We start from the raw sequence: 16419 nt of genomic DNA on the forward strand, positions 1-16419 counted from the left end.
AGGTATTATAAGATACAGGCATGAAACGAAAGGAGTTTTATATTATGGTTTCAAAAGTAGTTAAGGTAACAAATGAGCAGGGACTTCACATGCGTCCAGCTACAGTTTTCAGCGCAGCTGTTACACCATTTGATTCAGACGTTAAGATCTTATTCAATGGTAATCAGTACGATGGAAAGAGCGTTATGATGCTTATGGCAGCTTGCATTAAGTGTGGTGCTGAGATCGAGATTCAGGCAGATGGTCCAGATGAGGAAGCAGCACTTGCAAAGGCTGTAGAGCTTGTTGAGAGCGGTCTCGGAGATTAATTCTAAGGAGGAACCTATGTACAAAGGCATAGAAGCGTCTAGGGGAATTGGTATTGGTAGCATTTGTCTCATTACTGAGCACGATTTATCGTTTGATTCTAAGCCAGTAGCAGACAAAGATGCTGAAAAGGCAAGATTTAATGATGCCATTGAAAAGTTTAAGGCTGAGACAGCCGAGATGGCAGAGAATATCAGAAAGAATATTGGTCCTAAGGAAGCTGAAATCATGGAGGGTCACTTAGCTATGATCGCTGATCCTACAATGGCAGGCGAGATGACTAAGATGATTGAGGCTGGACAGTGCGCAGAGGCTGCTGTTACTGCAGTATGCGATATGTTCATCGGTATGTTCTCTAAGATGGAGGACGATATGATGCGTCAGCGTGCATCAGATATTTCTGATATCAAAATCAGCTTGCTTAAGATATTACTTGGGGTAGAAGACGTAGATATCAGCAAGGTTGCACCAGGTACTGTTTTGGTTGCACATGACTTGACTCCATCTATGACTTCACAGATCGTAAAAGAAAATGTAGTTGGAATTATTACAGAGGTTGGTGGCAAGACATCTCATTCTGCTATTCTTGCTAGAGCCTTAGAGATTCCTGCAGTTCTTTCAATTCCTAATATTTGTGAGATTGTTAAGGACAAGGACACTGCTATCGTTGATGGTACAGAGGGTGATGTATATATCAATCCAGACGGGGATGTTATTTCTCAGTACGTTATCAAGCGTGAGGAGTTCATCCGTGCACAGGCAGAGCTTAAGAACTTCGTTGGCAAGGCTACACTTACAGCTGATGGCAAGGAAGTAGAGCTTTTCTGTAACATCGGTACCCCTAAGGATGCTAAGAAGGCAATTGAGTGCGACGGCGAGGGCATCGGTCTTTTCCGTTCAGAGTTCTTATTCATGGACAAGCCACATCTTCCTACAGAGGATGAGCAGTTCGAGGCGTACAAAGAGGCTGTTGAGACTATGTCAGGCAAGACAGTTATCATCCGTACACTTGACATCGGTGGTGACAAGGAAATCCCTTACATGAACCTTGAGAAGGAAGAGAATCCATTCCTTGGTTATAGAGCAGTACGTTATTGCCTCGCCAACACAGACATTTACAAGACACAGCTTAGAGGAATCTTAAGAGCCAGCGCATTTGGTACAGTTAAGATCATGGTTCCTTTAGTAACATGTGTTGATGAAATTAGAGCCGTTAAGGCACTTGTTGAAGAGTGCAAGATGGAGCTTACTAACGAGGGTATTAGCTTCGATCCTAGCATTCAGGTTGGTTGCATGATTGAGACAGCAGCAGCTTCACTTATTGCTGATATGCTTGCAAAGGAAGCAGATTTCTTCTCAATCGGAACAAACGACTTAACACAGTATACAATGAGTGTTGACCGTGGAAATGCTAAGGTAGCTTACCTTTATTCAGCATTCCAGCCTGCAGTTCTTCGTTCAATCAAGAACATCATCGCAGCAGCTAACGAAGCAGGTATTCCTGTTGGCATGTGCGGTGAGGCAGCAGCTGATCCACTCATGATTCCACTTTTGATTTCATTTGGACTTGATGAGTACTCTGTTAACCCAGTTCTTGTACTTACAGCTCGTGCAATCATTTCTAAGTGGTCAAAGGCTGATGCAGACGCTTTAGCAGAGAAGGTTCTTAGCCTTTCTACTGAAAAGGAAATCGTTGAATTACTTAAAGCTTCAGCTAAATAATTAGATTGTTTTATATCCCTATACCAGTCATCGGTATAGGGATTTTTTTGTGCAATGAATCTTTTGTGAAAATTCTGCTAATTCATACAAATTTCAGACTATTATTGATATACTGTTAATTACTAGCAGTGTGTTTAGCGTTATTGATTTTTAATTGCATACATAGTGTGGAGGAAAAAATATGAGTGAAGCCCAAGGAAAGATGGAAATCGAGAAAAGACAGATGTCCGAGAGAAATAAGCTTGCTAGATACTGCGGTACAATAGCAGCTATAGCAATTGCCTTTTTTGCAATACGTGCATTGTGTTTTAATGGGGTAAATCCTCTTGATACAGTAAGACTTGTTGTGGCGATTGTAGTTATTATCCTATTACAAGTAGGGGCTATTATGTATGGGGAAAAATATATTTACAAATACTGCGTCACCCTATCAATGGTGGTTCTATTTGTTCTTAATATATTTAAGCCAAGTGATTCTCACATGTATATTTTCATGTATACCATTATTTTGATAGTAATGATTTATGGTGAGGCAAACACTGTAAGAATAGGATGTATTATCGCCAATGTATGTCTTTTGGCTTCAGGATTTATGCAGGTAAGTGAGGGGGCAATCACAGGACAAAATCTTACCACACAGTTTTTATTTAGTATTATTGCATGTACAATGGCAGTTATCGTTTGTAGACAGCAGCGTCGCCAGACTACAGAGACACTTGATACTATTAAGGACAAGGCAACAGATATCAAAGAGACATCTGAGGCAATTGTTGATTTAGCAGAGCAGCTTAATAATAAATTCGTAGAAGCTAATGAAGTATCTAATAATCTTAATGACCATATGAATGTAGTACATGACTCAGTTGTTGAGATTGTTGAGGGTACAAAAAATACAGCAGAGGCTATAGAAAACCAGACAAATAAGACAGCCGTAATCCAGGAAAGCATTCAGGCTGTAGGTGAAGAGGCCAACACAATCGATGAAGTCTCTAGTCAGGTGGAAAGCACTGTAAATGACGGTGTATCACTTATTAATCAGCTTAAGAGGCAGGCTGAGGAAGTTGCAAATATCAACATAGAAACAGCAAGCACAACCCAGGCACTTAATGACAGTATTCAAGATGTACAGGCTATCACAGAGACAATCCTTGGTATTTCAAGTCAGACTAACTTGCTGGCGCTTAATGCATCCATTGAGGCTGCTAGAGCCGGTGAAGCAGGAAAAGGCTTTGCTGTAGTTGCTGATGAAATCAGAGCTCTTTCTGAAAGCACTAGAGAGGCAACAGAAGAGATTTCGAGAATCATAGAGCGTCTTACATCAGACGCTAGATCAGCATCAGCTGCCATGTCAAAATCTGCTGAGTATGCCGCAAAGCAAAATGAACTCATCACAGAGACAGGCACAAAGCTTGATGCAATCAAGACAGGTACAGACGACCTTCGCTCTGGAGTAGTTCAGGTCAAGGCATCTGTGGATGATGTAATCAATGCCAACACTCAGATTATGGACAACATCACCAACCTCTCTGCTACCTCAGAGGAAGTAGCGGCAGCCACAGATACTGTTGGCTCAGTTAGTGATGACGCCATGGAAGCTCTTAGCAATATGAATAATACCCTTGAGGTAATCAATAAGATAGCTAAGGAAATGGAAGAAATGGCTTTAAAATAATTTAAATAGTAAAACTATCAGAGGTCTAACTACACGGACCTCTGATTTTTTTGCCATTTTTAGATAAAAGTGTAAAATAAAGATATTAGAGTCATTTTGTATGAACGGGAGGAGAAAGATGGCTGACAGACCTATATCAAGAAAAAAGAATGTAACAGGAAGTGGAAGTGTTCATCGTCGTCCAACGGGGACTAGTGGCGGTTCAGGTGGCAACCGTGGTGTAAATGGCGGCGGAGGCGGTGGCCTTGGAAAGCTACTGATATTTGCACTTATTATATTGCTTGGTGGAGGCGGCGGTCTTGGCGCCTTTCTAGGAGGCGGTGGCTCAGGCGGAAGCTCCGGTGGTAGCACAGGAGGTAGCACTGCAGGCAATACAATATCTACTTTAGCATCTACTCTTTTAGGTGGAGGCTATACTAGCATGTCTCAAAGTGGTAATTCTACATGGAGCATGAAGTCCAATGCAGGAGTGTTAGACGAGTCTGTAGCAAGTTCAGCCCGTGAGAAGTACACAAAAATAAAGGGCAATGGCGCTGATACCATGACTATTATGGTGTATATGTGCGGCACTGACCTTGAATCTAGAGCGGCTATGGCATCAAAGGACATTCAGGAGATGCTTAATGCTACTGTGTCTGGAAATATTAATCTTCTTGTGTATACAGGTGGTTGTGCAGGCTGGAAGAACTCTGTTGTAAGTAATAGAACCAACCAGATTTACCAGATTAAGAATGGTAAGATGGCATTGCTTAAAGACAATATCGGAGACCTTCCAATGACTGACCCAAATACACTGTCTAGTTTTATTAAGTGGGGCGGACAGAATTTTCCTGCCAATAGATATGCTCTTATCTTCTGGGATCACGGCGGCGGTTCAGTAACTGGATACGGCTACGATGAAAAGCATAAAAATGCAGGTTCAATGGACTTGGCTGAGATTAATAAGGCACTTACAGATGGTGGCTTGAAGTATGATTTCATTGGATTTGATGCTTGTCTTATGGCCACAGTTGAAACAGGTCTTATGCTTGATTCCCACAGTGATTATATGATTGCATCTGAGGAAACAGAGCCTGGTATCGGTTGGTATTATACCAATTGGCTTACAAATTTAAGTGGCAATTCTTCACAGTCTACTCTTGAGATAGGAAAGACAATTGTGGATGATTTTGTGGCTCAGTGTGGTCAGCAGTGCCCAGGCCAGAAGACTACTCTTTCCCTTATAGATTTGGCGGAGCTTTCTGCAACTGTTCCTGAGGATTTGAAGGGATTTGCAAATTCAACAACTTCATTGATTGAGAAAAAGGAATACAAAGTTGTTTCCGATGCAAGAGCAAGCACAAGAGAGTTTGCTAGTTCATCTAGAATCGATCAGATTGACCTTATCGATTTTGCAGTAAAGCTTGATAATAGTGAAGGCAAGGAATTGGCACAGTCGCTTTTAGGGGCAGTTAAATATAACAAGACCTCTTCAAATATGACAAATGCCTATGGTCTTTCAATCTATTTCCCATACCGTCAGACTAGCAAGGTAGATAATATGGTGTCTACCTATGATGAGATTGGCATGGATGATAGCTATAGTGAGTGCATTCAGAAGTTTGCTTCCATGGAATACTATGGTCAGCAGGCTACAAACAATAACCAATTCCCAAGCAGCATATTTAGTAGTTCAGGCAGCAGTTCTGGAATCGATTTAACTAGCCCAGAGGCTATTGGTCAGATTCTTGGAATGCTTTCATCCGCAAGCGGAAATAAGTTCCTTGAAAATGGTGTGGATAGAGAAATTGCAGCAGAGTATATTGCTGAAAACAACTTGGATTTATCTAATCTTCAATGGACAAAAAATGATGCTGGGGATACAGTTATCGCCCTAGATGAAAATCAGTGGGAAAACGTTCAGGATATAGAGCTTTCCACACTTGTAAAAGACGGTGATGGATATATCGATTTAGGACTTGATAATACATTTGAGTGGGATGAAGAAGGAAATCTTATCGCAAATACGGATAGAAGTTGGCTTGCAATAGATGGTCAGATTGTTGCTTATTATCATATCGATACAACTGGCACATCTGATAACTACACTATCACAGGCCGAGTTCCAGTTATGCTAAATGGTCAGAGAGCAGATTTGATTTTGGTATTTGATTCAGCTCATGAAGATGGTTATGTAGCTGGAGCTGTCTTTGGATATGATGAAAATACAGAAGTTATTGCAAAGAATCTTACTGAGCTTCAGCCAGGAGATACAATCGATTTTATCTGCAAATATTATGCCAAGGCGGGGGATGATGTTAGCATCGAAGAGGAATATTATCTCGGTGAGCAGATGACAATTGATAAGGATATGTCTGAGATGCAGATTACAAATCTTGTTATTGAGGACAGTGAACTTTTAATCTCATACGTATTTACGGATATTTATGGAAACGAATACTACACTGACGCTCTAAAACAATAGAAGCCTTAGCCAATTGTTCACACAAAAAGCACACTTTCCAAATCCCGTTGAGCTAATATAAAAATAGTGACACTACTTTTGCAAAGCACGCTGTTTTGACGAAGTAAAGGGAGTAACTATTACAAACAAGGAGGCGACGGCGATTATGGGAAAGGAAAGGGCTAAACGGGGAGTGAAAAAGGGTATAGCTTGGAGCAAAAGTATTAAAACCAAATTGATTGTAGCCATGCTTTTGGTGGCGATGGTTCCACTTGTTATTGCAGTAGGAATCAGTTACTACACATCTACGGAAAAGGCAAAACTGGATGCAATCGATTCATTGGAATGGCAGACTTGGTACGTGGAGGCTGCTATTGCACAGGTTATTACTACTAACCAGTCAGCTATTACTTCATTTGCTGATTCACCAACAGTTATCGCTTTTATGAAGGGCGAAGAGGTGGACATGAATGATCTGAAGGCTCAGATGAAATCCATCGATGAGTTTTTAGATGATGGAAATGTAGTAGTTTTAACAAATGACAAGGGTTGGATGGTACTGCGAGATGATGATGGCAAGCTAGTTGATATTAGTGAACGAGAATATTGGCAGCAGGCCATGAAGGGTGAATTTGCAGTATCAAATGTAATCACCAGCCAATCTACAGGTGTACGAAGTATTAGTATGGCAGCACCTGTAAAAGATCCTGACACAGGAAGAATTCTTGGTACAGTACACAGAAATTACAATGTAAATGATTTCCATACTATCCTAGAAGCAGAGAGTGATGAAGGATTTATCGTAGATAGAGATGGTGATTTAGTAGCACATTCTCAGTATGAGATTACGTCAGAAGATCAGGTGATGAATTTCAGCTCATCACCTTATATGAATAGTGATGCTATTGAGGGAACATATAGGTCTACTGCAGTTGGCTATCCTACATATGTATCATTTGCTAAGGATACACTTTCTGGATTTACAGTTTGTGTGGCAATAAAAGAAAGTGCAATTATGGCAGCAGCAAGACAGTCTGCATACATAGTTATTGGTATTGGTCTTGTGTTGTTAATCATTGTTGCTATTATCTCAGTAATATTGGCAAATGGATTTACAAAGCCAATCAATGCAGTTAATGATTCTTTATCAGAGCTTGCAGATGGTAAGTTCAAACGTATATCCGGATTTTCTAAGAGGAAGGATGAGTTTGGAGAGATTGTAAAGAGCTCAAATACTGTAATAGAAAAGCTGGATGAGATAGTAGGACATATTAAGCAGTCGGCCTCTACAGTCGGCAATTCATCTGAAGAATTATCAGATATGGCTAATCAGATTTCTGCAACAACAGCAGGAGTTTCAACTGCAGTGCAGGAGATTGCAACAGGAGCAGTTCAGCAGGCAGAGGAAATTCAGCAGGCAGCAGAGAATGTTGGAAAGATTACAGATGCTGTAGGCGGAGTGCAGAGTTCTACAGATGATATGGAAAATCTTGCAGCGAGAATGAAGGATGCATCAGAGGCTTCTAGCAAGTCCCTTATAAATCTTCAGGATTCAAGCAGCGAGATGACTCTTAAGATTGAAGAGATTGCAAAGACAATCGGTGCTACGCAAAAGGCAGTAGGAGATATTAATGAGAGAGTAGAAGGTATTTCTGGAATCGCCTCCCAGACCAATCTTCTTTCGCTTAACGCATCAATAGAGGCAGCAAGAGCTGGTGAGGCAGGTAAGGGCTTCGCCGTTGTAGCAGAGGAGATTAGAAAGCTTGCTGACGATTCAGAGAATATGGCTCAGGAGATTCGTCAGGTAATGGATGTTCTTTTGTCTGAGGCAGAGCAGGCTGTTGCAGCAGCAGAGCAGGTTCGCCAGGGTAATATTGAACAGCAGGAAGCATTGGGAGAGACGCTTAGCTCTGTAAATGGAATGCTTGCTGATATCGAAGAGACAGTAGAGGGCGTAAAGAGCATAGCTGATGGAGCAAGCACTTGCGTGGCTTCAAATGATGTCGTATCAGATGCAATGTCATCACTTTCTGCCATATCTCAGCAGAACGCAGCTTCTTCTGAGACAACAGGTGCATCAGTTCAAGAACTTTCAGCTACAGTATCTAACCTTGCTGATTCAGCTACAGGACTTAGAGATGTTGCAGAACAGCTGAATAACGAGATGTCATTCTTTAAATAAAATATTAGTAATAGAAGCATTAGGCTGGCACTTAAGGTGTCAGCCTTTTCTTGCTTAATAGGAAATTGCTTTGTAATATCCTATTAAGCAAAACTCTTTTTTGTGAAGATATTTCGCTCTGCGACAAAAATTAAATTGTGGTATATTATTACAGTACAAAAGATTTAAAGGGAGAATTATCGTGGCAAGACGAAATGATAGAAGAAGTCGCAGAAGACGCAAAATGATACAGAGAAGACTAGTGATAGTTGGTATGTTTCTAGTTATTCTTTTGGTGGCAGTTGGCGGAGCTTTTTTGCTAATTAATATAGTCACAAAGGTTACAGAAGATGAGCCAGTTGAGGAGAAGGTTGAAGCAGTTAAAACTGAAGAAGAAGCAATTCATGAAGAACCTGAAGAAGAAATAGTAGTTACGGAAGAAGATGCAACTGACCCTCAGATTACAGTGACAGTGGAAACTGGTCAGGCGCTAGAAGTATCAGATTTAGTTAGTTCAAATGTGGCAGGGGAAAATACATCAATTACATATGGTATTGATGTTTCAAAATTCCAGGGCACTATAGACTGGGCTCAGGTGGCAGGCTCGGGAATTGATTTTGCAATGGTACGTGTTGGATATAGAGATTCCACAACAGGTGAGATAAAGGCAGATAGCAATGCAAAATATAATATGCAAGAGGCCGAGAAAAATGGAATAAAAGTTGGCGCATATTTTTTCTCCACAGCTGTAACAACTGATGAGGCAGTTGAGGAGGCAGACTGGGTGGCCAACTACATTTCAAAATATTCAATCACTTATCCCGTAGGATATAACTGCGAGGGATTTGAAAATAGCTCAAGCCGTCAGTATGGACTTTCAGTAGATCAGCGAAGCAATATTGCCATGGCATTTTTAAAGGAGATTGGAGCCAAGGGATATACACCGATGTTCTACGCTTCAAGAAATGAGCTGTCTGCTGATGCAAAATGGAAGACAAGCACAATCGAAAAGAGCTACAAGATATGGATGGCTTGGTACAATCAAGATACAAGCAACATTGCTAATGGACCTGCTTATGATGGACAGTGCGCAATGTGGCAGTACACCAATCAGGGCTCAGTGCCAGGAATAAAGCAAAAGGTGGATGTTGATGTGGCGTATTTTGGTTATGATGCCACAGCATCTGCTCAGGACACGTCTGGTCGTGAGGAGGCATCAGCTGACGTAGAGGCCTTGATGAAATTTGATGAAGTAAACGAGACAGTCACAGCTAAGAGTCAGACTAATCTAAGAAATATCCCAAGCCAAGGGGCAGACAGCATGGTAATGCTGACTCTTACAAATGGACAGATAGCAACACGTACAGGTGTCAGCTCCAGTGGCTGGTCTAGAGTTGTCTATGATGGTGTGACTTACTATGCTGTTTCAAGCTATTTGACTACAGATCTAAGTGCCCCAGCTCAAACTACACAGCCGGCAGCTCAGGAACAGCCTGCGGCAGACCAGTCTACATCTACTGATACTGGCTTTAGAACAAAGTTTACTGATGTAAATGAAGTGGTAACACCAAAGGAAGTAATTAACTTGCGCTCTAAGCCAAGTGTTACTGATACAGATTCTGTAGTGGTGGCAACAGTCTATGCAGGAACCACTTTTACAAGAACAGGAATTAATAATGAATATGGTTGGTCCAGAGTAGAGTACAATGGGCAGGTTCTCTACTGTGTAAGCAGTTACTTGAAGGCGGCAGAATAGCGTTAAGTATAAAATACCATGTGGCGATATAAGTGGTGAAAAAGAAATAGTTGTAGGATTCTAAAAATCATGTTAGAATTCAGATGCTGTTAAAAATTTAACGCTTGCTATGTTTTTTAGCAGGAGGAGACCCGTGGAGGCTTCTACCAAAAGGAGGAACAAAATGCAAAGCAAAAATTCTAAGACCTATGAGCTCGTGCTCACAGCGTTATTTATGGCCATTATTATTGCAATGGCTGTCACACCACTCGGATATATTCCACTCGTAGTTATTAATGCAACAACACTTCATATTCCAGTTATCATTGGTTCTTTATTTTTAGGACCTAAGAAAGGCGGATTTCTTGGAGGAGTATTTGGCGTAACAAGTTTTGTTAAGAGTTCACTTACCCCAACTCCATCAGCATTTGCTTTTTCACCAGTGGCTGCACTTACTATGCTTCCACATGATGGAATAGGAGAGGCACTTCTTTTAGTATTCAAGAGTACATTTATTGCAATTGTGCCAAGAATTATTATTGGAGTAGTTCCATATTTTGTATTCATTGGAATTAAGAAGGCTATTGCCACAGACAAAAAAGTAATCTACGGCTCAATTATTAATGCAGTAGTTTCATTTATTGTTGGATTTGGTGTTTTCGCCTTTACTAACAAGATGATTACAGAAGGAAAATTTGCAATCAGTGCTTCTACAGCAAAGGTAATCGCTGTGATTATCGGTATAGTTGTGTTTGTAGCAATCGAGTTTTTATTTATGAAAAAGGATGCTAAGACTCTTGCTTTTGTTACAGCAGGTATCACAGGCGCAATGACAAATACACTTCTTGTTATGGGAAGCATTTATCTTTTCTATAAGGACCCATATGCAGAGGTTTTACAGATTGACCCTAGTGCACTTATGGCAGTAATTGGTGGAATCATCAGCTTTAATGGTGTAATCGAAGCTGTAGTTGGCGCAATTATTGTTTACCTTGTGGGTATCGTACTTGATAAAATTCACCCAGCAGGGGCAGTGGCAGGAAAGAACTAATTAATTTTTTAAGAAATAGCAGATGGCTCATAATATGTGAGCCATCGTAGCAAGTGATATAAACAGCAATACTAACTTATTCTTCTTTGGAGGTAAGGATTTATGTTAAAAGGAAAATGCGTTGTTCTTGGAGTTACAGGCTCAATAGCAGCATATAAGATTGCCAATCTGGCATCAGCCCTTGTTAAGCTTGGGGCAGATGTCAATGTAATCATGACTAAAAATGCTACCAATTTTATAAATCCTATTACCTTCGAGACACTTACATCAAACAAATGTCTTGTTGATACATTTGACAGGAATTTTCAGTTTAATGTGGAGCATGTAGCCTTGGCAAAGCGTGCAGATATTTTTATGGTTGCACCAGCCAGCGCCAATGTTATAGCCAAGATGGCTCATGGCATTGCAGATGATATGCTTACCACTACCATTCTAGCGGCTAAATGTAAAAAGCTTGTTAGTCCAGCTATGAATACAAATATGTTTGAAAATCAGATTGTCCAGGATAATCTTGAGACTCTTAAGAAATATGGATTTGAAATAATTAATCCAGCTAGTGGATATTTAGCATGCGGTGACACAGGTGCGGGCAAGATGCCAGAGCCAGATGTTCTGCTTGCTTATATTCTCAGAGAAATTGGTCACGAACATGATTTGGCAGGAAAAAGGGTGTTAGTCACTGCTGGTCCTACAGAGGAGGCAATTGACCCAGTACGTTTCATTACTAATCACAGCACAGGCAAGATGGGATACGCCATTGCCAAGGTAGCTATGGAACGTGGTGCAGAGGTTACTTTGGTGTCTGGTCCAGTAAGTATAGAGCCACCAATGTTTGTGGATGTAGTTAATATTAGAAGCGCCGCAGAGATGGCTGAGGCAGTTAAATCAAGAGCTGCTGATTGTGACATTATAATAAAATCTGCAGCAGTTGCTGACTATAGACCTATCAATGTAGCGGCAGAGAAAATCAAGAAAAAAGACGGTGAGGGCTCAACTATTGAGCTTGAGAGAACCGAGGATATTCTTTCTTATTTAGGAGAGCATAAGAAAGAGGGCCAGTTTATTTGTGGTTTCTCAATGGAGACAGAGAACATGCTTGAGAACTCAAAGAAAAAGCTGGACAAGAAAAAGGTAGATATGATTGTGGCTAATAATCTTCGCACCCAGGGTGCTGGATTTGGCACAGATACCAATGTAGTTACCTTGATTACAAAGGGCGACACAAGACAGTTACCTATCATGTCAAAGGATGATGTGGCACACGCCATCTTTGATACAATTATAGGCAAGTAGAAATAATTGGCATTGCGATTGCAATGCCTTTTTTATTTTATAGAATTATTATCTACATTGATGCAATCAAGTATAGAAAAGGATATAATGAAGTTAATCATTTAATGTAGGAGGATAAGTTATGGGAGCTTTGTTAATTATTTTATTGATTATTTTCGTGCTTTTATGCATGGGAATTCGGATTGTCCCTCAGGGATATGTATTTGTAGTTGAGAATTTGGGAAAATATCATGCAACACTTCAGGCTGGTTTTCATGTGATTATTCCATTTATTCAGAGGGTGGCAAAGAGAGTTTCTTTAAAGGAACAGGTGGCTGATTTCCCACCACAGGGCGTTATCACAAAGGATAACGTTATCATGCAGATTGATACAGTAGTTTATTTCAAGGTCGCAGATCCTAAGCTTTACGCGTATGGAGCAGAGCGTCCAATACTTGCTCTTGAGAACCTTACAGCTACAACACTTCGAAATCTTGTTGGTGAGTTAGAGCTTGATCAGACACTTACATCTCGTGACAACATCAATTCAAAGATGCGTGTTATTCTTGATGAAGCTACTGATCCATGGGGTATCAAGGTAGGTAGAGTTGAGCTTAAGAATATTATTCCACCAGAGGAAATTCAGCGCTCAATGGAGAAGCAGATGAAGGCTGAGCGTGATCGCCGTGAGACACTTCTTGAGGCAGAGGGTCACAAGCAGGCATCTATCACTAGGGCAGAAGGTGACAAGCAGGCACTTGTACTTAAGGCTGAGGCAGAAAGAGATGCTGCCATTGCTCGTGCAACAGGTCAGGCTGAGTCTATCCGCCTTGTATATGAGGCAGAGGCAAAGGGTATCGAGATGCTCAAGGAAGCCAACATGGATGAGCGAGTTCTTCTTATTAAGAAACTTGAGGCTCTTGAGAAGATGGGAGACGGTAGAGCTACAAAAATTGTGGTTCCAACAGACCTTGCTACTGCAGCAGCTGATCTCACATTCAAGACAGAGATGCTTGGTTTTGGCAACAATACACCTATAGACACCAAGGCAGTTAAGCCTGCCAAAGCAAAGGCAGAAGACCCATGCTGCATCGATGATGACAAGGGTGCTACAACACAGCACTTTGCCAAGGGTGAGCATGTAGATTTTCAGGCATAATAATATATAAGCAGCTAAGATGCGGCCCCAGAGATATTCTGGGGCCTTATTTTTACTCCAGGCATTAAAAAATAAAGAAATTTTAAAATTTAACTATAAACTTTTGTAATTATCGTCCGATACAGGAATTAGAAGACTATACAAATATAGTTTTGTAGACTGTAATCCGAGCACAACAGCTGAGTGTTCGGAGGACATAATTTCCCATAGGTACACGGATGTATGTTGTCCTAAAGGATTGAGGAGTGGGACCGAAATCTTAAGGACGTAAGGAGGAAAGAGCAATGAAAATAGGCGAAGTAAGTAGTTCAGTAAGTAACTACCAGGGACAGGGAAGTTCAGCAAAAGCGCCAGTACAGCAGGTAACAGAGAGTAAGCCAGTTGATTTTACAACTGCAGCAAAAGAAATACGTGCCAGCGAGGCTGAATATAAAAACCCTAGTTTTGAACAGAATGAAGATGAAAACAGTGCAGCACAAGCAACTTCTTCATTAAAAGAAGCTATTAGCAAGATTAATTCTGCACAGGGTAACGCCGAAGCAGTATTCGGTATTCACGAAGGAACAAATCGTGTAATGATTAAGATGGTTGATAAAGAGACCAGAAAAGTCATTAAGGAATTTCCAGCAGAAGAGACTCTTGACCTTATTGCAAAGGCATGGGAGCTCGCAGGAATTATGGTTGATGAGAAGAGATAGATTTTGGAGGTAGTATATGCCTATTAGATTATCAGGTTTAGCATCGGGATTAGATACCGAGGCCCTTGTAGGTGCTTTAGTATCTGCCTATAGCTATAAAAAGGAAAAATATACTAAGGCTCAGACCAAGCTATCTTGGAAGCAGGATGCTTGGAAGACCCTTAATAGCAAAGTCTATAGCCTTTATACCGAAGTTGGTAACATGCGCTACTCATCTAACTATGCAATCAAGAAAGCAACAGTTAGCGATACAACAAAGGCTACAGCTACAGCAAGTGGTAATGCCATCAACGGCACGCAGTCACTTGAGGTAAAAAAGCTTTCTACATCAGCTTATGTAACTGGTGGTAAGTTAGCAGATAGTATCAAAATGGATTCTAATCTTTCAGAGCTTGGAATTGTTTCTGGTACAACAGACAAGGGAGCTATTACTGTTCGTACAGGAACAAAGGTTACCAAGATTGAGCTTGATATGACAATGACAGTTAACCAGCTTGTTTCCAAATTCAAAGAAGCTGGATTAGATGCCAATTACGATGAGAAGAATAATAGATTCTTCATAAGTGCACAAAAATCAGGCAAAGATGGTGATTTTTCAATCTCCGCAGATAATACTAAGGGACTTAGTGACCTTATGAAGCTGGGACTATTGTCTGATTCTGAGATTAAGTCTATCAAGAGCACAGTAAATACAGAGGGCTTAGTTAAGAGAAAATACGGCAGTGTAGTAAGTGATGCTGACGGTTTCGCAAGCTTAATTAGAGCTGTAAAAGGTTACAAGGACATAATTAATAGTTCTACAGCTACTGATGAGGAAAAGCAGGAAGCTTCAGATGCAATTAATGCAGAGCCTAGCTATAGAGAGATTGCAGAGTATCTTGATGGTAAGAATGTAGATTGGTCTACTCTTACAGAAAGTGATATTGTAGCTTACGGCAAGGAAATCTATAATGCAGGAAAATACGATGACGATGCTGCGGCAGCAACCGAAAGCGAGATGACAGCAGCCCTTAACGCCATCCGAGATGAATATGTAAAACTTTCAGCGGCCAAGGCTATGCCAGAGACAACAGACGCCGAGAAGGCTGCTAAAAACACTGCAATTGCAAAGGCAAAGGCTGATGTGGATGCAGTATTAGAGAATCCTGTAAATGCAAAATGGGCTTCATATATTGAGAAAAACTTTGGCGCAGCAAATGATGGCTCATTTGAAGACGATAAGTACAGATATAGTGATTTCTGGACTCAGTCAGATAACTTAGAGCTGGCAAATAGCGTTTCCTATAGAATGAAGCTTGCTTATACACTTAGTGCAGATGATGCAGCTTTAGATAATGCTAATGCAGCAGTTAAAATTGATGGTTCTGATTCAGAGATTATTTTAAATGGTGTTACATATAAGGGTAGCACAAACTCAATTACTGTAAATGGACTTACTATTGAAGCAAAGGCCCTTACAGCAGAAAATAGTCCTATCAGTATAACAGTTGCAACAGATACAGATAGCTTATATGACAAGGTAAAGGATTTCCTCACATCATATAATACTCTCATGAATGAAATGCAGAAGCTCTACAATGCAGATTCTGCAAAGGATTATGAGCCACTTACAGATGATGAGAAGAATGAAATGTCTGAGACTGAAATCGAAAAGTGGGAGCAGAAGATCAAAGACTCCTTACTTAGAAGGGATAATAGTCTTAGCAGTTTGATTTCTACAATGACTATGTCAATGATGAAGTCATATACCATTAATGGTCAGTCTGTTTCATGGTCTACATTTGGCATTCATACACTTGGAACATTGAACGCCGCAAAAAATGAGAACTATGCTTACCATATTGATGGTGATACAGAGGATTCAAAGACATCTGGTAACCCTGAGAAGCTTCGTGCAGCTCTAGCAGAAGATCCAGAAAAAGTTATCGAATTTCTCAAGCAGATGACTAAAGGTCTTTACGAAGACTTAGATAAGAAGATGAAGTCTACATCTGTTAAATCTATGTACACAGTTTACAATGATAAGGAAATGGCATCAGAGTACTCTAACTATAACAACCTTATCAAGACATGGACTGATAGAGTTACAGAAATGGAAGACTCATATTATAAGAAGTTTGCTCAAATGGAAAAAGCGCTTTCACAATTACAGAGCAATTCATCTTCTATCACATCATTACTTGGAGGCTAAGCTTTGCCG

Annotated in this window: 11 protein-coding genes; all 11 read left to right on the forward strand. The window is 40.5% G+C overall.

Features of this window, described 5'->3' with window-relative positions:
* Nucleotides 1–44 precede the first annotated feature (44 nt).
* The 11 genes from F0Q01_RS09855 to fliD all read left to right on the forward strand — a co-directional run bounded on the left by F0Q01_RS09855 (nucleotide 45) and on the right by fliD (nucleotide 16410).
* A complete protein-coding gene (locus F0Q01_RS09855; RefSeq protein WP_090154439.1) occupies nucleotides 45–308 on the forward strand; it encodes an HPr family phosphocarrier protein in 264 nt (87 codons plus the stop codon).
* A gap of 16 nt (nucleotides 309–324) precedes the next feature.
* Nucleotides 325–2028: a phosphoenolpyruvate--protein phosphotransferase gene (gene ptsP, locus F0Q01_RS09860; protein WP_090154436.1), complete on the forward strand. Its 1704-nt coding sequence runs from the start codon at nucleotides 325–327 to the stop codon at nucleotides 2026–2028.
* 181 nt (nucleotides 2029–2209) lie between these two features.
* Complete coding sequence (locus tag F0Q01_RS09865; RefSeq protein ID WP_090488520.1) at nucleotides 2210–3700, forward strand: methyl-accepting chemotaxis protein; 1491 nt, start codon at nucleotides 2210–2212, stop codon at nucleotides 3698–3700.
* Nucleotides 3701–3818: 118 nt separating this feature from the next.
* Entirely contained in the window at nucleotides 3819–6164 is a 2346-nt protein-coding gene (locus tag F0Q01_RS09870; RefSeq protein ID WP_090488522.1) for a clostripain-related cysteine peptidase, read from the forward strand.
* A 145-nt stretch (nucleotides 6165–6309) separates the two neighbouring features.
* Complete coding sequence (locus F0Q01_RS09875) at nucleotides 6310–8325, forward strand: methyl-accepting chemotaxis protein (protein ID WP_090488525.1); 2016 nt, start codon at nucleotides 6310–6312, stop codon at nucleotides 8323–8325.
* A gap of 181 nt (nucleotides 8326–8506) precedes the next feature.
* Nucleotides 8507–10060, forward strand: a complete 1554-nt coding sequence (locus tag F0Q01_RS09880) for a GH25 family lysozyme (protein WP_242941865.1) — start codon at nucleotides 8507–8509, stop codon at nucleotides 10058–10060.
* A 163-nt stretch (nucleotides 10061–10223) separates the two neighbouring features.
* Nucleotides 10224–11090 (forward strand): ECF transporter S component, encoded by an 867-nt coding sequence (locus tag F0Q01_RS09885; protein WP_090488529.1) that lies wholly within the window; start codon nucleotides 10224–10226, stop codon nucleotides 11088–11090.
* Between the two features lie 102 nt (nucleotides 11091–11192).
* Nucleotides 11193–12383 carry a bifunctional phosphopantothenoylcysteine decarboxylase/phosphopantothenate--cysteine ligase CoaBC gene (gene coaBC / locus F0Q01_RS09890; protein WP_090488531.1) on the forward strand — a complete coding sequence of 397 codons (1191 nt, stop codon included), beginning with the start codon at nucleotides 11193–11195 and terminating at the stop codon, nucleotides 12381–12383.
* A gap of 121 nt (nucleotides 12384–12504) precedes the next feature.
* Nucleotides 12505–13521: an SPFH domain-containing protein gene (locus F0Q01_RS09895; protein WP_090488533.1), complete on the forward strand. Its 1017-nt coding sequence runs from the start codon at nucleotides 12505–12507 to the stop codon at nucleotides 13519–13521.
* Nucleotides 13522–13805: 284 nt separating this feature from the next.
* The gene (locus tag F0Q01_RS09900; RefSeq protein WP_090154420.1) at nucleotides 13806–14219 is read left to right on the forward strand and encodes a flagellar protein FlaG; all 414 of its coding nucleotides are present in this window, start codon (nucleotides 13806–13808) and stop codon (nucleotides 14217–14219) included.
* Between the two features lie 16 nt (nucleotides 14220–14235).
* The gene (gene fliD, locus F0Q01_RS09905) at nucleotides 14236–16410 is read left to right on the forward strand and encodes a flagellar filament capping protein FliD (RefSeq protein ID WP_090488535.1); all 2175 of its coding nucleotides are present in this window, start codon (nucleotides 14236–14238) and stop codon (nucleotides 16408–16410) included.
* The last annotated feature ends 9 nt before the right edge of the window (nucleotides 16411–16419 follow it).

Source organism: Pseudobutyrivibrio xylanivorans (assembly GCF_010906925.1).
Lineage (GTDB): Bacteria > Bacillota > Clostridia > Lachnospirales > Lachnospiraceae > Pseudobutyrivibrio.

Excerpts from the sequence above, each read along its gene's own strand:
- F0Q01_RS09855 (WP_090154439.1), top strand. The coding sequence starts at position 45 with ATGGTTTCAAAAGTAGTTAAGGTAACAAATGAGCAGGGACTTCACATG.
- ptsP (WP_090154436.1), top strand. The coding sequence starts at position 325 with ATGTACAAAGGCATAGAAGCGTCTAGGGGAATTGGTATTGGTAGCATT.
- F0Q01_RS09865 (WP_090488520.1), top strand. The coding sequence starts at position 2,210 with ATGAGTGAAGCCCAAGGAAAGATGGAAATCGAGAAAAGACAGATGTCC.
- F0Q01_RS09870 (WP_090488522.1), top strand. The coding sequence starts at position 3,819 with ATGGCTGACAGACCTATATCAAGAAAAAAGAATGTAACAGGAAGTGGA.
- F0Q01_RS09875 (WP_090488525.1), top strand. The coding sequence starts at position 6,310 with ATGGGAAAGGAAAGGGCTAAACGGGGAGTGAAAAAGGGTATAGCTTGG.
- F0Q01_RS09885 (WP_090488529.1), top strand. The coding sequence starts at position 10,224 with ATGCAAAGCAAAAATTCTAAGACCTATGAGCTCGTGCTCACAGCGTTA.
- coaBC (WP_090488531.1), top strand. The coding sequence starts at position 11,193 with ATGTTAAAAGGAAAATGCGTTGTTCTTGGAGTTACAGGCTCAATAGCA.
- F0Q01_RS09895 (WP_090488533.1), top strand. The coding sequence starts at position 12,505 with ATGGGAGCTTTGTTAATTATTTTATTGATTATTTTCGTGCTTTTATGC.
- F0Q01_RS09900 (WP_090154420.1), top strand. The coding sequence starts at position 13,806 with ATGAAAATAGGCGAAGTAAGTAGTTCAGTAAGTAACTACCAGGGACAG.
- fliD (WP_090488535.1), top strand. The coding sequence starts at position 14,236 with ATGCCTATTAGATTATCAGGTTTAGCATCGGGATTAGATACCGAGGCC.